Below are 20,291 nucleotides of genomic sequence, written 5' to 3' on the forward strand. Positions count from 1 at the left end.
GTCAGCCGGTGTGTGCGGCGGGCAGGGTGTGGTCCTCGTGCTCCCGGGGGGCGGCTCCTCCGAGCGAGGGCCAGGTGGTGCACAGGAGGTTCACGAAGGCCTCGGCCGCTCCGGTGGGCGGCACGCGCGTGTAGACCGTCAGGGCGCGTCTCCACGCCGGGTCCGGGGTGAGGACGACGCAGTCCTCGCCGACGGCGCCCCGCACGACGTGGGCGGGCGCCACGCACACCCCGACCCCGGCGGCGGCCATGCGCACGGCCGTGGAGGTGTGCTCGGTCCACACGGCGGTCCGGGGGCGGTATCCGGCCTGTCCGCACGCCCAGTCGAGGAAGCGCTCGCCGTGGACGACGGGTTCCATGGCGCAGCGGATCCAGGCGCGGTCGGCGAGTTCCGGCAGCGTCACCCTCGTACGCCCCGCGAGCCGGTCGTCGAAAGGCACGACGAGAACGACTTCCTCCTCGCCGACCGGTACGACGGTGCCGGGCGCGCCGACGGGCTCGGGACCGATCGCGAGGTCCGCGGTGCCGCGCTGGACCGCTTCCTCCAGGGCCTCGGAGGTGGCGTACTCGCGCAGGCGCAGCAGGACTCCGGGGTGGGCCGCACGCCAACGGGCGAAGACGTCGGGGAGGGCGCCGACGGCGATGGAGTGCAGGGCCGCGATGTGCAGCTCGCCGCCCTCGGCGCCGGCGGCGGCGCGGGCCGCCCGGCGGGCCTGCGCGGCGCTGCGGACGGCCAGCTCCGCGTGCGGCAGGAAGGCACGGCCCATCGGGGTGAGGCGCACTCCGCGCGGCATGCGCTCCAGCAGGTCGCCGCCGACCGTCTTCTCCAGGGCCTTGATCTGGTGCGAGAGCGCGGGCTGGGTGACATGCAGCAGCTCCGCCGCGCGGGTGAAGGACGCCTCCTCGACGACCGTCAGGAAGTACTCCATCTGTCGCAGGCTCACCGTGCCGCCTTCCCAGCCTTCCCATGAGGATCCTGCATCGGTTCCACAAAAACATTGCCTTGGACTCATGGCAAGGGAGGGACGGAGGGTGGAGGTCATGAGCACAGAAGCAACGCACACGCCGGACGTCGTCGTCATCGGCGGCGGCACGGGCGGGTACAGCACCGCCCTGCGCGCCGCCGCCCTGGGTCTCGACGTCGTCCTCGTCGAACGCGACAAGGTCGGCGGGACCTGTCTGCACCGCGGCTGTATCCCCAGCAAGGCGATGCTGCACGCCGCCGAGCTCGTCGACGGCATCGTCGAGGCCCGCGAACGGTGGGGTGTGAAGGCCACGCTGGAGTCCGTCGACTGGCCGGCGCTGGTGGCCACGCGGGACGACATCGTGGCGCGCAACCACAAGGGGGTGGAGGCGCATCTGGCACACGCGGGTGTACGAGTGGTGCGGGGGAGTGCGCGGCTGACGGGAGCCCGCACGGTGCGCGTGGAAAGCGTGCAAGCCGACTCCACGCTCGCGCACGCGGATGCCGTGCACGCCGAATCCGTGCGCGATGCGCTCGACTTCACCGCACGCCGCGGAATCGTCCTCGCGACCGGCTCGCGACCGCGCACGCTCCTGGGGCTCGTGCCCGACGGGCGGCGCGTGGTGACCAGTGACGACGCCTTGTTCGCGCCGGGGCTGCCGGGGTCCGTCCTGGTGCTGGGCGGGGGTGCGATCGGGGCGGAGTACGCCTCCTTCCACCGGTCGATGGGCGCGGAGGTCACTCTGGTGGAGGCCGCCGACCGGATCATGCCGCTGGAGGACGCGGACGTGAGCCGGCATCTGACCCGCGGCCTGAGGAAGCGGGGCGTCGACGTGCAGGCGGGCGCGCGGCTGCTGGACGCGGAGGTGCTGGAGAACGGCGTACGCGCGCGGGTGCGCACCGCCCGCGGGGAGACCCGGACCGTGGAGGCGGAGCGGCTGCTGGTCGCCGTCGGCCGCGCGCCGGTCACCGAGGGCCTGGACCTGGCCGCCGCCGGGCTGACGACGGACGAGCGGGGGTTCGTCGAACCGGCGGACTGGAGCCGGCTGGAGACGGCCGTACCGGGGATCCATGTGGTGGGCGACCTGCTGCCGCCGCCCTCGCTCGGTCTGGCCCACGCCTCCTTCGCGGAGGGCCTGCTGGTGGCCGAGACACTGGCCGGGCTGCCGTCGGCTCCGGTGGACTACGCGGCCGTGCCCCGGGTGACGTACTCGTCGCCGCAGACCGCCTCCGTGGGGCTCGGCGAGGCGGAGGCACGCGCGCGCGGCCACGAGGTCGACGTCGGCACGATGCCGCTGACCGCCGTCGCCAAGGGGATGGTGCATGGGCAGGGCGGCATGGTGAAAGTCGTCGCCGAGGCCGGCGGCGGGCAGGTGCTCGGTGTGCACCTGGTCGGACCGAACGTGTCGGAGATGATCGCCGAGAGCCAGCTGATCGTCGGCTGGGACGCCCAGCCCTCGGACGTGGCCCGGCACGTGCACGCGCACCCCACGCTGTCGGAGGCGGTGGGCGAGGTGTTCCTGACGCTCGCCGGACGCGGACTGCACCAGCAGTGAGACCCCGGGGGCGCGGCGGTCCGGCACCGCCCGTGAATGCGTCCGGGCGCCCCCTGGAGCCTCCTGACCGTGTGCTTGACAGTTCACCCACGCCGTGCGGCACTGGGAGGGCGAAGCCGGGCGGACAAGTCGGGGGTGAGTCTCCTGCCGGAGCTGCGCTACCCCAGCGTTCCCGAACTGGTCGCCTCCGCGCGAGCGTTGGCCGCTCAGGAGCCCGGGCTGTGTGCGCTCAGGCAGGTGGGCCTCTCGCGAGCCGGCCGGCCACTGCACCTGCTGTCGGTGGGACACGCCCGCCGCGCCGTACTGGTCGTCGCGGGCGCCCACGCCAACGAGCCGACGGGCGGCTCCACCCTCCGGGTGCTGGCCGAACGGGTGCTGGCCGAGCGGGAGTTGCGGGCCGACACCTCCTGGCACTTCCTGCTGTGCGCCGACCCGGACGGCGCGAGCCTGCATGTCACCCCGGCGCCGCGCAGTCTGCTCGACTACCACCTCGGCTTCTACCGGCCGACCGGCGCCGAGCAGCCGGAGTGGTCCCCCGCGGTGCTCCCGCCGGACCGCCTGCCGCCCGAGACTCGGGCCCTGACCGGGGTGATCGACGAACTGCGCCCCTATCTCCAGGTGACCCTGCACGGCACCGATCTCGGCGGCAGCTGGGTGCAGTTGACGAAGGACGTGCCGGGCCTGGCGGAGCCGTTCGCCAAGTCGGCCGCCGAGCTGCACATCCCGGTCGAGACAGGTGCCTCGGACGCCGCGGGCTGGCCCGCCTCCGGGCCCGGGGTGCATGTGATGCCCGGACCGGAGACGGGCGTCGCCTACCCGAGCCTGCCGGACGACGCGCGGCACAGCACCTGGTACCACGCGCACCGCTACGGCGGTCTGACGGCCGTGGTGGAGGTGCCGATGTGGGCCAGCGACCTGGTGGACGACCCGGCGCCGCACCCGGCACCGGCGGCGGCGATACGCCGCCTGGCCCAGCGGCTGCTGCGGGACTCGCTGGAGGTGGAGCGGGTGCTCGCCGAGGTGCTGCCCCGGCTGGAGGATGCGGACGGGCCGTTGCTGCGGGCCGCGCGGTGGGCGCTGGAGCTGATACCGGGCCTGGCGCAGGACTGGATGCACACACCGCCGGCCGGCACGACGATGGCGTACGTCGGCAGTGTGGACGCCTTCGGGCGGCGGCTGCCGCTGCGGGCGGCGGCGATGCTGCTGCGGGTGCTGCGGGAGACGGACGACCGGGCGGCGCCCCTGCTCGAACAGCTGGTCGCCTCCTGGTGCGAGGCGTTCGCGGAGCGTTTCCGGGCCCGCTGGGTGCCTTTGGAGAACCAGGTGGAGCACCAGTCCCGGACGGTGCTGGTGGCGGCCCAGCAGGCCCGGGAACGGGCGGCGTGAGGCCTCCGCGAAGCCTCCCGCGCCCGCCGTCCGCCGTACCCGCCGCGCGGGCCGGACTCAGTCGTCCAGAGCGAACACCTCTCCCGTCCGCCCGCTCATGACGCACTTGCTGGAGTACGTCTCCCGGAAGTCGACCGACCGTCCGTGCCACCGCCCGCGCGCGTGGACGGTGACGGGCGCGAAGATCATCGTGCAGAAGATCTTCTTGGGCGGGATGCGGTCGATGTCGCCGTCGGCGGCCGAGAGTTCGGCACAGGCCTCGGCCGCGTGCGCGTGGCCGAGGGGCGGGTCGCAGAGCAGCAGTGCGTGGCGTGTGTAACCGGTCCGGGCGTCACCGCGGGTGACGGTGAGGTCGAGCCAGTTGCCGGTGAGCATGGGGCGCGGTGCCGCCTGGGCCGGGCCCGCGGCGAGCAGGCCGACGGACGCCAGCAGGGCGCCTGCGGCCGCTGTCGCTCGGGTGATGTACGTCATTCCCGAAGCATCGGCGCGGCGGCCCGCGTTCTGCAGCCCGACTCGCCCGAACGGGACCGTACGGGCGCACAGCGGTGCGTCAGTTCGAATGCGGGACGGTGTCTCAGTCCGCAGAGAGCCGGAAGGCTATCCGCCCGAAGCCGACCTGGTCGCCCTCGCGGACCACGACGGCGCCCACCACGCGGCGGCCGTTGACCGTGGTGCCGTTGGTGGAGCCGAGGTCCCTGAGGACCCACATGTCGCCCTGGCGGCGGAGTTCGGCGTGCACGCGGGAGACGGTCTCGTGGTTCAGGCGCAGCCCGTTCGCGGGGTCGCGGCCGATGCGCAGCGGATGGCCGTTCGCCGGGTTCGGCAGCCGCAGCTTGGGCAGCCGCTCGGCCTGCCAGGCCCGGCGCAGTCGTACGGTGAAGCCGGAGACGGCCTCGACGGTGCCGAAGACCGCGCGGGAGAGGCGCTTCTCGCGGGGCAGGTCCGCGGTGAGGGCTTCGAGTTCGTCGGCGCGGCGCGCGGCGAGCGCGAGTTCCATGCGGCGTACGAACGTGTCGTGCGACAGACGGCCCATGGCGACGCCGTCTCGCAGCACCTGCAGCGCCTTGTCGCGCTCCGCGTCGGACAGCCGCGCGGGGTACATGGGGATCTCGAAAGACGACGTCACGCTGGTGATTGTCGGGCAGTGAACCCCCGGTGTCCAGAAACGCGGAGAACGGTTACCGCACACGCATAGTTCCACGACACCTGCCGGTAAAGGGCGGATTCGAAAGCGGATTGATCGCTTTCGCGGCACGATGGACGGACTACATCACGGTGAGCAGACGAAGGGGAACCGTCCGTGCAGTTCGAGGTGTGGGCACCGCAGGCAGACAGTGTGACGCTCCATTGCGACAGCGCCACGCACACGTTGGAGCGCGACTCCGGGCGCGCCGGCTGGTGGACGGGGGAGGCATCGGCGCAGGACGGCTCGCGGTACGGGTTCGCACTGGACGACGGTGCGGTGCTGCCGGACCCGCGTTCGCGCCGTCAGCCGGACGGCCCGGACGGCCTGAGCGCGGTCGTCGACCACGGGAGGTACGCGTGGCGTTCCGCGTGGGCGGGGCGCGAGCTGCCCGGTGCGGTGCTCTACGAGCTGCACGTGGGCACGTACACCCGCGAGGGGACCCTGGACGCGGCCGCCGGGCGCCTCGGGCACCTGGTGGAACTGGGCGTCACCCACGTGGAGTTGATGCCGCTGTGCCCGTTCCCGGGACGGCACGGCTGGGGGTACGAGGGGGTGTCGCCGTGGGCGGTGCACGAGCCGTACGGCGGCCCCGAGGCGCTGAAGCGGTTCGTGGACCGGGCCCACGAACTGGGCCTGGGTGTCGTGCTGGACGTCGTGCACAACCACTTGGGTCCGTCCGGCAACCATCTGCCCCGGTTCGGGCCGTACTTCACGGACACCCACCACACGCCGTGGGGCGCCGCCGTGAACCTGGACGCGCCCGGCTCGGACGAGGTGCGCGCGTACTTCGCGGGCAGCGCGCTGGCCTGGCTGCGGGACTACCGGATCGACGGGCTGCGCCTGGACGCGGTGCACGCGCTGCGCGACACGCGCGCGTGCCACTTCCTGGAGGAGCTGTCGGCGGCCGTCGACACCCTCGCCGGCGAGCTGGGCCGCCCGCTGTTCCTGATCGCCGAGTCCGACCTGAACGACCCGCGGATCATCACCCCGCGCGCGGAGCACGGCATCGGGCTGCAGGCCCAGTGGAACGACGACTTCCATCACACCCTGCACTGCGCGCTGACCGGCGAGTCCCAGGGCTACTACGCGGACTTCGCGCGCGCTCCCCTCGCCGGGCTCGCCAAGACGCTCACCGGCGGCTACTTCCACGACGGCACCTACTCGAGCTTCCGGGGCCGCGGCCACGGCCGGCCGCTGGACCGGGCGCGGGTGGCGGGGCACCGGCTGCTGGGCTACAGCCAGACCCACGACCAGGTCGGCAACCGCGCGCAGGGGGACCGCCTTTCGTCCCTGCTCTCCCCCGGTCTGCTGGCCTGCGCGGCCACGCTCACGCTGACCGCGCCGTTCACGCCGATGCTGTTCATGGGCGAGGAGTGGGCGGCCGGCACGCCCTGGCAGTTCTTCACCGACCACACGGACCCGGAGCTGGCGGACGCGGTACGGCGGGGCAGGCGGCGGGAGTTCGCTCAGCACGGCTGGGCCGAGGAGGACGTACCGGACCCGCAGGACCCGGCGACCCGGGAGCGTTCCTGCCTCGACTGGTCGGAGCCGGAACGCGAGCCCCACGCGCGCGTGCTGGCCTGGTACCGGCGGCTGATCGAGCTGCGCCGGGAGCAGCCGGACCTCACCGATCCCGACCTGGCCGACACGAAGGTGGCCTACGACGAGGAGGCCCGTTGGCTGGCGTTCCGGCGCGGGGACGTCCGGGTGGCGGTGAACCTGGGCAAGGAGCAGGCGGCGATCCCGCTGGGCACCGGACGGGTGCAGGTCCTGGCCGCCTGGGAACCGGTGGCGGCGCCGGGCCGGGACGGGCTGCTGCAGGTGCCCGGGGAGTCGTGCGTGGTGCTGATCCAGCCCTGAGCCAGGGCCGGACAGGCCCTACGGCTCCGCCCCGTCGTCCTTGAACTCGGTCACCCGCTCCAGCAGGATCGGCTCCCAGACGCGCCGCAGCTGGATCCGGAGCAGCGTCAGGGAGCCGGGGACGCGGCCTTCGAGGTGGTCGGTGAGGCGGATCACGGTGTCGCAGCGGGCGAGCCACAGACCGCGCAGGCAGGGGCGGGCGCCGTAACCGGCGAGGGTGGCGGCGCGGACGGCGGCCGGGGAGCCCACGGCCAGGGCGAGCCCGGCGATGTCCTCGGCGGGGTCGCCGAAGGCTGCCTCGGTCCAGTCCAGGATGCCGCGGACCCGTCCGTCGGCGCTGACCACCACGTGCTCGCCGGTGAGGCCGTGGTGGGTGAGGACGGCGGTACCCGTCTGTGCGGCGAGCTGGGCGGCACCGGGCGGGGTGAGCTGGAGCAGCCGGGCGGCGTCGAACTCGTCGGCTGCGGCGAGCCGTTCGGCCGCGTGCACGGCCATGCGGCGCAGCGCCTCCAGGGAGCGCGCCGCGGTCCGCGGCACACCGAGCGCCTCCGCCTGGCGTACCGGCACGGCGCGCAGTCCGCTGAGCAGCCCGGCCAGGTCGGCCTCGCCGACGGCGGAGACGTCGTACTCGTCGGCGGTGCCGCCGGGCAGTTTGGTGTCGAGCGTGTAGGCGAGGCCGGGCGCCCAGTCACCGTGGGCGACGCTGGTCGGGACGGCGACGGGCACGTGCGGGCGGACCACGTCGCGCACACGCAGTTCGCGGCGGCGGCGGGCGGAGGCCTCCCGGTCGGGAGCGAGTCGCAGCACATGGCGGGTACCGACCCACCAGGTGTGCTCGCGGCCCTCCGCGACGGGCCGGACGTCGGGCCCCTCGGTTCCGCTCGCGGTCTCCTTGCTCTCCTTGAGCAGGGAACGGACCAGTCTGCGGACGGAGTCCGCGGTGGGTGTCGGTGCCTGGGTCATGGGTCGCGCCGTAGCCGTTCCGGGGTGTCGTCGAGGGTGTGTCTCCTGGGCCTCTCAGTCCACTATGACCATCTCACGGGTGGTGTTGTTGAGGCGGCGACCGCCGTCCTCCGTCACCGTGACGATGTCCTCGATGCGTACTCCGAAGCGGCCGGGGAGGTAGATGCCGGGCTCCACGGAGAAGCACATGCCGGGTACCAGGGGCTGTTCCTCGCCCTCGATCATGTACGGCGGCTCGTGCGTGGTGACGCCGATGCCGTGGCCGGTGCGGTGGATGAAGTACTGGCCGTATCCGGCGTCGGTGATCACCGCGCGGGCGGCCCGGTCGACCTCCTGACAGGCGACGCCCGGCCGTACGGCCCGGAAGCCGGCCTCCTGGGCCGCGCGCACGATGTCGTGGACCGTGCGTTCCTCGTCGGTCGGCTCGCCGACGTGGACGGTGCGGGTGGTGTCGGAGCCGTAGCCGTCCTTGAGACCGCCGAAGTCGAGGACGACCATGTCGCCGTGCCGGATGACGCGGTCGCCGACCTCGTGGTGCGGGTTGGCGCCGTTGGGGCCCGAGCCGACGATGGTGAAGTCGACCTGGGAATGCCCGAAGCGGCGCAGCAGGTCGGCGAGGTCGTGGCCGACGTCGGACTCGCGGCGCCCGGCGAAGGGAACCTTCCGGATCTCCTCGAACGCTGCGTCGGCGGCGGCTCCCGCGGCTGCCAGGAGTTCCAGTTCGGCCGCGTCCTTGACGGCGCGCAGCATGGGCAGGGCGTCGGTCAGGGCGGCGTAGGAGGTGCCGGGCAGGGTGCGCTGGAGGCCCAGCAGGTGCATCGCCCAGGTGTTGTCGCTGATGCCGAAGCGGCCGCTGTGGTCGAGGAGGGCGGCGGTGACGGCGTAGGGGTCCTTGCCGTCGGTCCAGTCACGCACGGTGAAAGCGGAGGCGCCGGCCGCGTGCCCGGCGTCCGGGGCCTCCAGGGTGGGCACGACGAGCACGGGCTCGTGCCCCGGGGCGAGGACCAGCACGGTGAGCCGTTCGGTGACCGCGGTGGGCGTGTAGCCGATGAGCCACACCATGTCCGGTCCCGGCGCCACGAGCAGTCCCGCGAGGCCGGCGTCGGCGGCGGCCTGCACGGCGCGCTCCATACGGGCCCGGTAGTCGTCGGCGGTGAAGGGCGCGGGCGTGCTACCGGTCATCCGGGCCTCCGAGCGCGGTCGTGGTGACGGGGCGAATCGGTCTCGGGGAGCATCCTGCCCGGCCGGACAGGGCGGCGCGAGCCGATCGCGAAGTCCTGTGGTGGCGGTCCGCGGGGACGGGGCTCGGCATGGGGCCGTCATGGCGGGTGGGGCAGGGTGCGACCAGCGGGTTTCCCGACGTGCCCGGACACGCGGGAGCGCACGTCGGCCGCGGTCAGGTCACCACGCCCGGAACGACGGTCAGCTGCTGGTAGCCGCCGCTGGGGTGGCGCACGGTCAGGGTCACCTCCGTGCCGGGGCGGACGTGGGCGACGACCCGGGCGAGGTCGGCGGCCGTGTCGACGCGGGCCCTGCCGAACTGCAGCAGGACGTCGCCGCGGACGAGGCCCGCCGTGTAACCGGGGCCGGGTACGTGGACGCCCACCACCAGGGCGCCGGCCTTGTCGGCGTCCACGGCCTCCACGCCCAGGGTCGCGCCGGTCCGGGCCTCCGAGGGGCTCGGCGAAGGGGCGGCCGACGGGTGGTGCGGCGGGGCCTGGCCTTGCAGCTCGGCCAGCCTGCTCATGCCGATGACCGTGGCGCCGACCGTACCGATGCCGACCCCGCAGAGCACCAGGACGGTGCCGGTGCACAGTCCGAACAGCAGGGTCCTGAGCCGCCGGCCGCGGCGGCGCGCGGCGTGCGGGTGCCGGACGGGGCCGGGGGTGCCGGTCCCCCGCCGCTCCTGGCCGGGCATCGGCTTGGGACGCAACGCAGTCTGATCCATGGTTCGCTCGCCTCCGGCTGGTGCTCTACCCGGGGCTCCGCTCCACGACGAGACACGAACGAGTGAGACTGGCCGGAGCGTGGCGGAGGGTAGTCATAGCCGACGAGGCGATGCACCGGACCCACGCTCAGGCACGGTCCACCAGCTGCCGGACCACCTCCGCCGCCGTTCCCGTCAGGGCACCGCCGTGCACGAGTTCGGTGCGGTGGACGACCCGCGGCGCGGTGAGCGGGACGGCGACGGTACCCGGGACGCCGGCCGCCGTCGAGCGGGGCAGCAGGGTGAGACCGTGTCCGGCGGCGGCGAGCGCGGTGAGGGTGCGCAGGTCGGTGCCCTCGTAGCGGAGGGCGGGCCGGAAGGCGCCGCCGCCGACGGCACGCAGCTGGGCGAGGGGGAGGGCCGCGTCGGGTGCGTCCAGCCAGCGGGCGTCGGCGAGGTCGCCGAGGCGCAGGCCGGTTCGGCCGGCGAGGGGGTGGCCGGTGGGCAGCAGGACGCTGACGGGTTCCTCGGCGACGCCGTGCGTGGTCAGCGGTGCCACGTCGGGCAGCCGCAGCGGATCGCTGGGGGCGGCGACGCCGTCGACCAGGCCGAGGTCGGCGGTGCCGGTGGCGACGGCGGCCGGGATCTCGTCGCGGGTGAGGACACGCAGGGTCACGCCCGCGGCCGGGAGCGCGCCCAGGACGCCGGGTCCGAGAGCGGTCGGTGTGGTGGCGAGGGTCAGGCCTGGCGCGGGCGCGGCGGCCATGCGGGTCACGTCGGCGCGGGCCGCGTCCAGGCGCAGCAGCAACGGGCCCGCATGCTCCAGCAGACGTTCGCCTGCCGCGGTGGGTGCGACGGGCCGCCGGGTGAGCAGGGGCGCGCCGAGGTCCTGTTCGAGGGCGGCGATGTGCTGGGACACCGCGGACTGGGTGTAGCCCAGCTCGCGGGCGGCCTCGGAGAAGGAGGCGAGGCGCGCCACGGTGACGTACGTGCGCAGCAGGTGCGGGTCCATGCGGACCAGGATCGCACTCCATCAGGAACGCTTATCGACCGTGCAGGAATCATCGTTGGACGTGAACGAAGGGCGCCGCCCAGGATGAACGGCATGACGAACACCGCGGCTCGTACCGCCACCCTCGCCCTCGTCGGGGACCGCTCCCCCAGCGTCGTCTCGCACACCCGCGTCCCGCTCCTGCTGGACGCCCTCGCCGGACGCGACCGGCTGGTCCTGGACGCCTACTGGATCCCGTCCGAGGACGCGGCCGCCGAGGGCGCGGTGCGCGGCTTCGACGCCGTCTGGGTGCTGCCGGGCAGCCCGTACCGCAGCGAGGCGGGCGTCCTCGCGGCCATCCGCACGGCGCGTGAGGAGGGCATCCCGTTCCTGGGCACCTGCGGCGGATTCCAGCACGCACTGCTGGAGTTCGCCCGGAACGTGTGCGGGCTGACCGGGACCGCGCACGCCGAGAACGACCCCGGCGCCGAGGACCTGCTCATCGAGCCGCTGGCCTGTTCGCTCGCCGGTCACGAGGCCGCGGTGACCCTGGAGCCGGGCTCGCTCGCCCATGGCGTGATCGGTGCGGAGCGGACGGTCGAGCGGTACCACTGCGCCTACGGCCCGTCCCGCCACCTCGACACCCTCCGCGCCCACGGTCTGCGGTTCTCCGGGCACGACGGGGACGGGCAGGTCCGCGTCGCCGAACTGCCGGGCCACCCCTTCTTCCTGGGCACCCTGTTCCAGCCGGAGCTGTCGGGCGACGGCTCACGCCCGCACCCCGTGGTACGGGCGCTGGCGCGAGCCGCGGTCGAGCACGCGGGCCGGTCGGCGGGCCTGCCCGCGTGACCTGACCGGGATCAGCCGGTGTGACCCCCGCCGTGGCCGCCGTCATGACCGCCGTGCGCCGCGTGGTCGAACTTCATGGCCTCGGCCGGCACGACGACGAAGGGCCGCATCATGCCCATGTCCTCGTGCTCCAGCAGGTGGCAGTGGTACATGAACCGGCCGTACGCCCCGTCGAACTTGCCCATGACGCGCAGGATCTGCCCGCCCGGGACACGGAAGACGTCCTTGTGGCCCAGTTCGTTGGGCGCGAGCGGTATCCGTGTGCCCGCGTCGTACGCGATGGGGGTCCGGGTGCCGCCCACCGCCGGGTCGAAGCCCGAGACGTCGTACGCGTCCCGGCCCAGCAGCTGGAAGTCGGCCAGGTGGATGTGCATCGGGTGGACGATCGGCGCGAGGTTGAGGAAGCTCCACTGTTCGTAGCCGCCCTCGGCGATGGTGAAGCCGAGACCGTCGTTGAACGTCCGTGCCGTGCGCCGGTACGTCTTCGTGGTGCCGTCCGCACCCGTGAGCTGGATGACGCCGTCGGCGGGGAGCTGGAGGCCGCTCGGGTCCGCCACCTCGGTCATCTCCCAGATCTCCGGGTGGCCGCCGGCTCCCTTGGTGGCGGGCGGCGTGAGCACGATCAGGCGGTGGCCGTGCTCGATGTCGTGCGTGAGGCGGCGGAAGGACCCGGAGAGCACCGCGGGCAGTTCGAAGGTGTCGCACGTTGCGGTCTCGCGGACGCGGAACTCCAGGACCGCCGGATAGCGCACGTCGCCCGCCGGATCGGGCACGCCCGCGGGCTGGTTGCGGCCCTTGTTGACCAGCCGGAGCCTCCGGCCCGCCAGGCCCCGGAAGTCGACGAGCAGGTCGAACCGCTCCGCCGGGGCCGCGGTCAGCGTGGGCAGCGCCTCGTCGAAGTCGACCGGGACGGGCCGGGGCAACAGCCCGCCGTCGCTGCCGATCTGGTGGATGACGCCCGGCACCGGGTCGTCGTCCTCGTCCACCAGGACGAGGTTGAAGATGCGCGCGTTGGACGCGTTGACCAGCCGGAAGCGGTACCAGGCGTCGTCGACGTCGGCGTACGGCCAGATACGGCCGTTGACCGTGGTGTACGGGCCGCTGAACGGGATCGAGACCGGCTTGCCCGTCTCCGGGTTCTGCTGCTGGACGATCACCGTCTTGTGCAACAGCCGGCCGTTGAGGCGGCCGTCCTCGTCCGTGTCGAGGTTGCGGTCGGCGAGCAGCAGCGGTATCTCCCGCTCCCCGGAGGGGAGGTGGAGGGCGTCCTCCTCGTCGTCACGGATGAGGTAGGTGCCGTACAGGCCCGTCATCACGTTCCACCGCGTGATGTTCATCGCGTGGTCGTGGTACCACCACTGCACCGCCTGGTGGTCGTTCGGGTACTCGGACAGCTGGGCGTCGCCGTGTCCGACCGCGTTGTCCGCCCAGCCGTCGTTGCCGCCTCCGGTCTGGGCGCCGTGCAGGTGGGTCACCGTCCAGGCGGGCAGGGCGGCGACGTCCTTGTCCGGTTCGACGCCCTCGCGGCCGGGCTCGGTGGTGGCGGGCGGGCGGCCGTCGGTGCGCAGCGGCACCTCCACCGAGGTGACCGGGTACTCGCTCTCCTTCGGGATGCGGTTGGTCCAGGCGATGCGGACGCGCTGTCCGCGCCGCACCTCGATGGTCGGACCGGGCACCTGGCCGTCGTACCCCCACATCAGGGTCGGCGGCAGCTGCGGGTGCAGGCGGACCCAGGTGGGGCGCAGGGCGATCTCCGTCTCCTGCGTCACGTCGGCGGCCGTGGCCGCCGGGCGCAGGACGGGCGGGACCGGTAACCGGGCTGCGTACGGCGTCAGTTCGCCCGGTTCCGGCGCCTGCTTGCCCGCCGCGTCCTCGGTGATCCTCTCGATGATGTCGGTCACGGTCGAACACCCCCGTGTTCTGTTGTCTGTTCCCCTTGTCTCAGAAGACTCCCGGCGCCCCTCCGGAGTTCCCTGAATATCCCGTTCCGTACGAGAAGATTCCGAAACGGCCGGCGATGTCAGCCCGTGGGCAGCGCCGACCCCAGGTCCGGTACGAAGCCGTGGGTCCGGCGGGCGAGGTAGCCGGCCTTGTAGCGGTCGACCTCCCGGTGCCAGTGCAGGACGCCCGCCATCCAGTTCTGCAGGTCGGCCACGTAATGCCCCATGGCCTCGCGCGCCTCGGCCGACAGGCCGAAGTCGTCGTACAGGACGGGCAGTTCATGGCTGACGATGTGCTCGAACTGCTGCATGCGCTGGGTCATCAGGTCGTGGACGATGCCGACCGCGGCCGGGTAGTCGCAGCCGAAGAAGTTCTGCACGACGAGGATCGCGTTGTGCAGCTCCCCCTCGTACTCGATCTCCTTCTGGTACGAGAAGACGTCGTTGATCAGGCACCCGTAGTCCACGGCGGCGTTCTCCAGTGCCTGGACGGGGCCGCTGCGGTAGACCTCCGGCGGGATCGCGGGTCCCCGGCCCGCGCGGCAGAGGCTGAGGGTGAGGTCGGAGCCGAAGGTGGCGCGGCGCATCTCCAGGTAGTCGACCGGGTCGGGGATTCGGTTCTGCAGCTGGTTGGACAGCTCCCACACCCAGCTCTCGGTCATCCTGTCGACGGAGTCCCGCAGGCCGCGCATCTGGTCGGGGGTCATGTCGGCGGTGGTGCGGGCCCACAGGTCGATCAGGCCGCGCTCCATGCCGTTGACCGGGACGACGGTCGTCTCCTCGCCGTCGCAGGGCATGCAGGCCGACAGACGGGCGGTGGTCAGCCGGGCGGCGGCCAGATCACGGCGGCCCCCGAAGACCAGCGGGTAGTAGTCGTCGGCGTAGGTGCCCCAGGCGAGCCAGCAGGCGCTGATGTCCAGGGCCTGCGGTGTGGCGTCGGGGTCGATTCCGGCCGAGCAGAGCGCGAGGTCGTAGGCGGCGAGCTTGTCCTCGTCCCAGATGCCCTCCTGCAGCATCCCCATACGGTGCGCCCACGCGGTCAGGCGGGTGCGGCACGCCTCCAGATGCGGGCTCAACCCGGTCCGGTAGGGCATGTGGAAATCGGGCAGCAGCGACGGGCCGACCTTCTGGAAGGGCACGTGCGCGTACGCGCGCAAGCGTTCCGCGGCGGCGGTGGCGAGCAGCGCGCCGATGTCGGCGGCGGAGGTGCCGGGACCGGTCAGCTTCTGCCAGGGCGCGACGGTGGTGGCGCCCTGGTTCATGTAGCGGCTGGAGCGCAGGTGCCACTCGTGGCCGCCGGACTGCCAGTCCTGAAGTCCCTTGGTGTAGGCGGCGACCGCGGCGACCTCGTCGGGCCTGAGTCCCTTCTCCACGGCGACGGCGGGCACTTCGGTGAGCGCGGTGTGCTCGAACTGGTGCAGACGTGAGGTGAGGATGTCGTTGACGGTCTCGGCGGCCTCCTGGGTCGTGCAGCCGAAGAAGGTCTCCAGCACCAGCACGCCGTTGCTGTTCTCGCCCTCGTCCTCGACCTCCCGCTGGTAGGAGAAGAGGTCGTTGCGCAGGTGGACCGCGTCGGCGAACGTCTCCATGAGCACTCTGAGCGGCCGGGTCCCGGCGACGGCGGCCGGGACCTCCGCGGTCGCGTACTCCACGAGCCCCGCCGACCAGGGGGCACCGCCCACCTTGCGGCGCATCTCGATGTACTCGACCGGGTTGGCGATCCGCCCCCCGTCGATGTTGGACAGCTCCCACATGGACTCGTTCAGCAGGTGCTCGGTGGCCAGGGAGAAGCGCCGGCGCCAGCCGACGGACATCGACGGCACCGTCCGCCTCCACAGGTCCGCGAGGCCCGCCTCGACCGGGTTCTCCGGCTCCGGCACCGGGGTGGCCGGGTCCAGCGGCATGAACAGGGGCAGGCGGTCCAGGTGGGCCTTTCCGGCGGCACGGTCCGGGGTGCGCTTGTACATGTCGAGGAAGTGGTCGTCGAAGAAGAACACCCAGACGTACCAGTCGGTGATCAGCGAGAGGGCCGGGCCGTCGCAGTCGGGGTGGGTGTAGGCGCACAGGAGCCCGTAGTCGTGCGCCTCCAGGTCGGCCTGCTCCCAGATCCCGGAGCCCTCCAGCATGCCCATCTCGCGCGCCCACCCCGTCGAGTGGGCACGTGCCTCGTCGACATGCGGGTTGAGCCGCGCGGGATACGGCATGTAGAAGTGCGGGAGTTCGAACGGCTGCGTCATGGCCGGGCCCTACCCGGGGCCGGGAAGGGCCATCCACCCCCCGGGCGATGATCACACCATCGCGTGAACCACCGTAAAACAGGGAACTTCCATGGCTTTCTGTGGCGTTGGCCCTGAACCGCGCGAGTCCCGTCCGGTGCGCGGTACGGCATCGGCTCGCCCGCCGCCCTGTCCCGTCCGTGCCCTTGCCGAGTCCTCGCGCGCGGGTCACGGTAGGCGCATGACCTCCTTCGTACTGCCCCACGAGGTGCACGGCGACGGCACCCACAAGGTGTTCGCCGTGCACGGCTGGTTCGCCGACCGCTCCGCCTACGAGACCGTCCTGCCGGATCTCGACCGGACCGCCTTCACCTACGCGCTGGTCGATCTGCGCGGCTACGGAGCGGCCCGGGACGCCGTGGGCTCGTACACGACGACCGAGGCGGCCGTGGACCTGGTGGAGCTGGCCGACCGGCTGGGCTGGGGTCGGTTCTCGGTGATCGGACACTCCATGGGCGGTGCGGTGGCACAGCGGCTGCTGTCGGTCGCCCCGCACCGGCTGCGCCGGATCGTCGGGGTCTCCCCCGTGCCCGCCTCGGGTCTGCCGCTGCCCGGGGAGCAGGGTGTGCTGTTCGCGGACGCGGCGCACCGGCCGGAGAACCGGCGCACGATCATCGACTTCACCAGCGGGAGCCGCCGTCCCGCCGCCTGGCTCGACCGGATGGTGGACCGCTCGCTGGAGCGCAGCGACGCGAAGGCGTTCCGGGCCTGGCTCGACTCCTGGGCGGGCGAGGACTTCCGCGCCGATGTCGAGGGCAGTGAGGTGCCCGCGCTGGCGGTGGCCGGCGAACTCGATCCGGCGCTGCCGCCCTCGCTGATGCGGCAGACGTGGATGTCCTGGTATCCGCGCGCCGAGCTCGTAGGGCTGCCCGGTGCCGGGCACTACGCCATGGACGAGACTCCGCTGGAGCTGATCCGCACGGTGGAGGACTTTCTGCGGGCGGACGAGGGCGAGCCGGCGTGAGCGCACGCGAGGAGGCCGAGCCGGTGCCCGGCGTCCCCGACGTCTTCGACCCGCGCCGTTACGCCGCCGGGGTGCCGTACGCCGACTACCGCGTCCTGCGCGACCACCATCCGGTGTCCTGGCAGGACGAGCCCGAGGTGCTGGGCTGGCCGTCCGGTCCCGGGTTCTGGGCGGTGACCCGGCACGCCGACGTGGTCCGCGTGCTCAGGGACTCGGCGACGTACTCCTCGCACCTCGGCGCCACCCAGATCCGTGATCCCGACCCGGACGACCTGCCGTTCATCCGGCGCATGATGCTCAACCAGGATCCGCCGCGGCACGGCCGGCTGCGGCGGCTGGTGAGCCGGGCGTTCACTCCGGGACGCGTCGACCGGTTCACGGCGATCGCGCGCGAGCGGGCCCGGACCCTGCTCGACCGGGCGGTGGACGAAGCCCGGAGGGGCGACGGCACGGTCGATCTGGTCGCCGCGGTCACCGACGAGTACGCCCTGCTCAACCTTGCGGATCTGCTGGGGGTTCCGGAGAGCGACCGGCGGCTGCTGCTGCACTGGACGCAGCGGGTCATCGGCTACCAGGACCCGGACGAGGCCGGCCCTGCGGTGCTGGACGGGGCGGGCAAGCCGGTCGACCCGCGTTCACCGGCGATGCTGCGGGACATGTTCGCGTACGCCGGGCAGTTGGCCGCGTACAAACGGCGGCATCCCGCCGACGACATCATGACGACACTGGGTCATGACACCGAGCTCGCCGACGCCGAGCTGGAGATGTTCTTCTTCCTGCTCACCATCGCGGGCAACGACACCGTGCGCAGCGCGGCACCCGGCGGGCTGCTGGCCCTGGCGGAGCATCCGGAGGCGTACGAGCTGTTGCGTGCGGGGAAGACCGAAATACCGTCCGCGATCCACGAGTTGTTGCGCTGGCACCCGCCGGTGCTGACCTTCCGCCGGACCGCCGCACAGGACACCGAGCTGGCCGGCCGCCGGATCCGGGCGGGCGACAAGGTCGTGGTGTTCCATGCCTCGGCCAACCGTGACGAGCGGGTCTTCACCGAGCCCGACCGGCTGGACCTGTCCCGCACACCCAACCCGCACGTGTCCTTCGGGGACGGCCCGCACGTGTGCCTGGGTGCCCACTTCGCCCGGCTGCAGCTGCGGATGCTCTACGAGGAGGTGCTGCGGACCCTGCCCGGCCTGCGCCCCGCGGGACCTGCCGGACGTCTGGTGTCCAACTTCATCAACGGCCTCAAGTCACTTCCCGTGCACCTCGCTTGAGACGTCCGAGGCGTTCACCTGGATGAGCGCGTGGGTGCCGCCGGTGCGCCAGCGCTGCCCCTCGGCCGCGACCAGCGCGCTCTCGGTGGCCGCGGTCAGGCCGGTGATCACGTCGGACTTCAGGGTGCGCAGGGCGGCGACCGGGCCGGGGAAGTAGGCGGTCACCTCCTGGAAGGAGGTGGTGGGCGGCCACAGCCGGTCGCCCACCAGACGCCGGTAGTTGAGGTCGCCCTTGAAGACGGTCAGCGTGGCCGAGGCGAACTCGGCGCGCAGGTCGTCCGGTTGGTCCGCGTACGGCAGTGGGGCGCAGGAGAAGGGGTGGGCGCGTACCGTGAGGCGGCCGTCGGCCATGGCCGACCAGAGCGTGCGACCGTACCCGGCGGCCGCGCCCGGTGCCGCGGTGAGGCGCTGCAGGGCGTCGACCACGTCGGCGGTCGTGGCGTCGGAGACGTAGTAGGGGTACGGCTTGACGTGCAGGACCGCCCGGCCGATCCGGCCCTCGGTGAGGAGATGGGCGGTCAGGAGCAGGTCGGGGACGAGTTCGCGGCCCGCGTTGTCCGCGACCAGCACGAGCGTGCCCGTACCGGAGGGCGGCAGCAGCGACCACAGGGTCTCACTGTCGTCGGCGACCAGAGCAGGGGCCGGCTCCGCGGCCTCGGCGCCCGCGGCGGACAGCCGGAAGCCCAGGTCGGCGCGGTTGCCCCACAGCGAGCCGTGCAGCAGGGCGCGGGCCCGCTCCGGCTCCGGACGGTCCTGGAGCTCGTCGAGCGCGGCGAGTTCCTCGTCGGTCTCCGGCGCGTCGAGTTCGGCACGCTTGAAGGGACGGAACGGGTCGACGCCCTGCCAGGCACCCGGGCCGAACCAGCCGACGGCGTCGAGCAGCCGACGGTAGAAGTGGCTCTCGGACCAAAGCCACGGCACGTCGAACCAGGACCTGCCGACGTAGCCGTCAAGCCCCCAGGCCCGCCACAGGTCCAGGTCACCGGCACCCCCGGGCAACGGTTCGATCACGCCGTCGGTGCAGCTCTTCAGCAGCTCGTCCAGCGCGCGATGCTGCCCCGGGGTGTACGGGAACGCGTCCCGCACCTGCCGGATGATCGCGGGGTGCCGCTCGGCCAGCACACTGTGCGGGAACGAGCCGGATTCGTCGCCGAGGATGACGGGTGCCGTGGGGGTGTCGGGCATGGGCGTCACCGTATCGCGCGGGTCAGCCGGTTCTCGTCTCCCGTTCCAGCTGCGTGGCGAGGGTCAGATAGCGGGGGCGGCGGTGCACCGGCACCAGGCCCCGGACCATCAGGTGCCACATCTCCGCCACCCGGCGGGGCAGCCGTCCGACCGGCTCCAGGGAACGGCCGGCGACCCGGGTGCCGATGAAGAAGCACACGAGGGAATGGGCGACGACACCGACATCGGTCTCGGCATGCACGTCCGCCTCCTTCACGGCGCCGTTGAACTTACGGGTGGCGAACTCCAGCCACTCCGTGAAGGGGTGTCTCAACGGCGGCCGTACGGTGACGTCCGCGGTGGCCAGGCGGAGTCCGGCGCGCGGCACCGGATCCTCCACAGCCAGCCGGGCGATGGCGAACGTGGCACGCATCAGGGCCTCCAGCGAGGTGTAACCCCGGCCCTCGACGTCTGCCACCACCTGCTGCGCGGCCCTGGCCTGCAGTTCCAGGATGGCGTGGGCCAGATCCTCCTTCGCGGCGAAGTGGAAGTACAACGCCCCCTTGGTGACCTGCGCATGGCCCACGATGTCGCTCAAACTGGTGGATTCGTAGCCCTGTCGGTCGAACAGATCGGCGGCAGCAGTGATGATCGTCGCCCGGGTCTGCTCAGCGCGTAATTGCCTCGCCATCGACTGACCCCTCCTCGCAGCTCTACCGAACGGGACACGCGGTTTGTTTTGACCCCACGCATACGATAACTCACCAAGCGCCAAAGGGAGTCGGACGGTCGTACTTCCATCTGTCACAGGTTTCGCTCATCCGCACGACACCGGGCCAGGACATGACACTCCGCAAACGGACGGCCCCGGAACGCACTCCTCCCACCACTTCTGAGTGTTTCCGGAAGCCAAGGCACTGTGTTCACCACACCCTTGGCCACCTCGGCGGGCGACTCCTGGCGCGTGTTCCACCCGGTCCTCACGGCGGCCGGCA

17 protein-coding genes are annotated in these 20,291 nt (G+C 72.6%); 6 read left to right on the forward strand and 11 right to left on the reverse strand.

Translation table 11 applies throughout. The features are described 5' to 3' along the window. Window position 1: 1 nt before the first annotated feature. A complete protein-coding gene (locus FB157_RS38215) occupies window positions 2-943 on the reverse strand; it encodes a LysR family transcriptional regulator (RefSeq protein ID WP_145885322.1) in 942 nt (313 codons plus the stop codon). Between the two features lie 97 nt (window positions 944-1,040). Between FB157_RS38215 and lpdA the strand changes: the two genes are divergently transcribed. Further along, entirely contained in the window at window positions 1,041-2,519 is a 1,479-nt protein-coding gene (gene lpdA, locus FB157_RS38220) for a dihydrolipoyl dehydrogenase (RefSeq protein WP_145885323.1), read from the forward strand. Window positions 2,520-2,654: 135 nt separating this feature from the next. Continuing rightward, the gene (locus FB157_RS38225) at window positions 2,655-3,905 is read left to right on the forward strand and encodes a M14 family zinc carboxypeptidase (RefSeq protein ID WP_145885324.1); all 1,251 of its coding nucleotides are present in this window, start codon (window positions 2,655-2,657) and stop codon (window positions 3,903-3,905) included. A gap of 57 nt (window positions 3,906-3,962) precedes the next feature. On the opposite strand, the gene FB157_RS38230 is transcribed toward FB157_RS38225, so the two are convergent. Together FB157_RS38230 and FB157_RS38235 are read right to left on the reverse strand one after the other, a co-directional pair. Continuing rightward, window positions 3,963-4,376 carry an SSI family serine proteinase inhibitor gene (locus tag FB157_RS38230; protein WP_145885325.1) on the reverse strand — a complete coding sequence of 138 codons (414 nt, stop codon included), beginning with the start codon at window positions 4,374-4,376 and terminating at the stop codon, window positions 3,963-3,965. Window positions 4,377-4,479: 103 nt separating this feature from the next. Beyond that, entirely contained in the window at window positions 4,480-5,031 is a 552-nt protein-coding gene (locus FB157_RS38235) for a DUF1707 and FHA domain-containing protein (protein WP_145885326.1), read from the reverse strand. 174 nt (window positions 5,032-5,205) lie between these two features. On the opposite strand from FB157_RS38235, the gene treZ reads away from it, so the two are divergent. Then, window positions 5,206-6,951: a malto-oligosyltrehalose trehalohydrolase gene (gene treZ / locus FB157_RS38240; RefSeq protein WP_145885327.1), complete on the forward strand. Its 1,746-nt coding sequence runs from the start codon at window positions 5,206-5,208 to the stop codon at window positions 6,949-6,951. Window positions 6,952-6,969: 18 nt separating this feature from the next. Here the strand turns inward: treZ and FB157_RS38245 are convergent, their stop codons facing one another. The 4 genes from FB157_RS38245 to FB157_RS38260 form a co-directional block, all read right to left on the reverse strand. After that, window positions 6,970-7,914, reverse strand: a complete 945-nt coding sequence (locus tag FB157_RS38245) for an aminoglycoside phosphotransferase family protein (protein WP_145885328.1) — start codon at window positions 7,912-7,914, stop codon at window positions 6,970-6,972. 54 nt (window positions 7,915-7,968) lie between these two features. Then, window positions 7,969-9,096: an aminopeptidase P family protein gene (locus FB157_RS38250; protein WP_145885329.1), complete on the reverse strand. Its 1,128-nt coding sequence runs from the start codon at window positions 9,094-9,096 to the stop codon at window positions 7,969-7,971. A gap of 214 nt (window positions 9,097-9,310) precedes the next feature. Continuing rightward, on the reverse strand, window positions 9,311-9,862 hold the full coding sequence (locus tag FB157_RS38255; RefSeq protein ID WP_145885330.1) for a PDZ domain-containing protein: 552 nt from the start codon (window positions 9,860-9,862) through the stop codon (window positions 9,311-9,313). Window positions 9,863-9,989: 127 nt separating this feature from the next. Continuing rightward, entirely contained in the window at window positions 9,990-10,853 is an 864-nt protein-coding gene (locus tag FB157_RS38260; protein WP_145885331.1) for a LysR family transcriptional regulator, read from the reverse strand. Between the two features lie 93 nt (window positions 10,854-10,946). Between FB157_RS38260 and FB157_RS38265 the strand changes: the two genes are divergently transcribed. Continuing rightward, the gene (locus FB157_RS38265) at window positions 10,947-11,681 is read left to right on the forward strand and encodes a glutamine amidotransferase-related protein (protein ID WP_145885332.1); all 735 of its coding nucleotides are present in this window, start codon (window positions 10,947-10,949) and stop codon (window positions 11,679-11,681) included. A gap of 11 nt (window positions 11,682-11,692) precedes the next feature. Here FB157_RS38265 and phsA read toward each other — a convergent pair whose 3' ends face one another. Continuing rightward, window positions 11,693-13,582 carry an O-aminophenol oxidase PhsA gene (phsA, locus tag FB157_RS38270; protein ID WP_145885333.1) on the reverse strand — a complete coding sequence of 630 codons (1,890 nt, stop codon included), beginning with the start codon at window positions 13,580-13,582 and terminating at the stop codon, window positions 11,693-11,695. Window positions 13,583-13,701: 119 nt separating this feature from the next. Beyond that, window positions 13,702-15,858 carry a germacradienol/geosmin synthase Cyc2 gene (cyc2, locus tag FB157_RS38275; protein ID WP_145885334.1) on the reverse strand — a complete coding sequence of 719 codons (2,157 nt, stop codon included), beginning with the start codon at window positions 15,856-15,858 and terminating at the stop codon, window positions 13,702-13,704. 220 nt (window positions 15,859-16,078) lie between these two features. Between cyc2 and FB157_RS38280 the strand changes: the two genes are divergently transcribed. Then, window positions 16,079-16,861: an alpha/beta fold hydrolase gene (locus tag FB157_RS38280; protein WP_145885335.1), complete on the forward strand. Its 783-nt coding sequence runs from the start codon at window positions 16,079-16,081 to the stop codon at window positions 16,859-16,861. Further along, window positions 16,858-18,132 (forward strand): cytochrome P450, encoded by a 1,275-nt coding sequence (locus FB157_RS38285; protein ID WP_145885336.1) that lies wholly within the window; start codon window positions 16,858-16,860, stop codon window positions 18,130-18,132. Before FB157_RS38280 ends, FB157_RS38285 begins: the two co-directional genes overlap by 4 nt. Here FB157_RS38285 and FB157_RS38290 read toward each other — a convergent pair. Together FB157_RS38290 and FB157_RS38295 are read right to left on the reverse strand one after the other, a co-directional pair. Beyond that, window positions 18,109-19,317 carry a damage-control phosphatase ARMT1 family protein gene (locus FB157_RS38290; RefSeq protein ID WP_145885337.1) on the reverse strand — a complete coding sequence of 403 codons (1,209 nt, stop codon included), beginning with the start codon at window positions 19,315-19,317 and terminating at the stop codon, window positions 18,109-18,111. The two genes, FB157_RS38285 and FB157_RS38290, sit on opposite strands and share 24 nt — an antisense overlap. A gap of 22 nt (window positions 19,318-19,339) precedes the next feature. After that, the gene (locus tag FB157_RS38295) at window positions 19,340-19,987 is read right to left on the reverse strand and encodes a ScbR family autoregulator-binding transcription factor (RefSeq protein ID WP_145885338.1); all 648 of its coding nucleotides are present in this window, start codon (window positions 19,985-19,987) and stop codon (window positions 19,340-19,342) included. Between the last annotated feature and the right edge of the window lie 304 nt (window positions 19,988-20,291).

This window comes from Streptomyces sp. BK340 (genome assembly GCF_007827595.1).
Taxonomy (GTDB): Bacteria; Actinomycetota; Actinomycetes; order Streptomycetales; family Streptomycetaceae; genus Streptomyces.

What these genes read in the sequence shown, in the direction of transcription:
- lpdA (WP_145885323.1), top strand. Translation starts at nt 1,041, where the DNA reads ATGAGCACAGAAGCAACGCACACGCCGGACGTCGTCGTCATCGGCGGC.
- FB157_RS38230 (WP_145885325.1), bottom strand. Translation starts at nt 4,376, where the DNA reads ATGACGTACATCACCCGAGCGACAGCGGCCGCAGGCGCCCTGCTGGCG.
- FB157_RS38245 (WP_145885328.1), bottom strand. Translation starts at nt 7,914, where the DNA reads ATGACCCAGGCACCGACACCCACCGCGGACTCCGTCCGCAGACTGGTC.
- FB157_RS38250 (WP_145885329.1), bottom strand. Translation starts at nt 9,096, where the DNA reads ATGACCGGTAGCACGCCCGCGCCCTTCACCGCCGACGACTACCGGGCC.
- FB157_RS38255 (WP_145885330.1), bottom strand. Translation starts at nt 9,862, where the DNA reads ATGGATCAGACTGCGTTGCGTCCCAAGCCGATGCCCGGCCAGGAGCGG.
- FB157_RS38260 (WP_145885331.1), bottom strand. Translation starts at nt 10,853, where the DNA reads ATGGACCCGCACCTGCTGCGCACGTACGTCACCGTGGCGCGCCTCGCC.
- FB157_RS38265 (WP_145885332.1), top strand. Translation starts at nt 10,947, where the DNA reads ATGACGAACACCGCGGCTCGTACCGCCACCCTCGCCCTCGTCGGGGAC.
- cyc2 (WP_145885334.1), bottom strand. Translation starts at nt 15,858, where the DNA reads ATGACGCAGCCGTTCGAACTCCCGCACTTCTACATGCCGTATCCCGCG.
- FB157_RS38280 (WP_145885335.1), top strand. Translation starts at nt 16,079, where the DNA reads ATGACCTCCTTCGTACTGCCCCACGAGGTGCACGGCGACGGCACCCAC.
- FB157_RS38290 (WP_145885337.1), bottom strand. Translation starts at nt 19,317, where the DNA reads ATGCCCGACACCCCCACGGCACCCGTCATCCTCGGCGACGAATCCGGC.
- FB157_RS38295 (WP_145885338.1), bottom strand. Translation starts at nt 19,987, where the DNA reads ATGGCGAGGCAATTACGCGCTGAGCAGACCCGGGCGACGATCATCACT.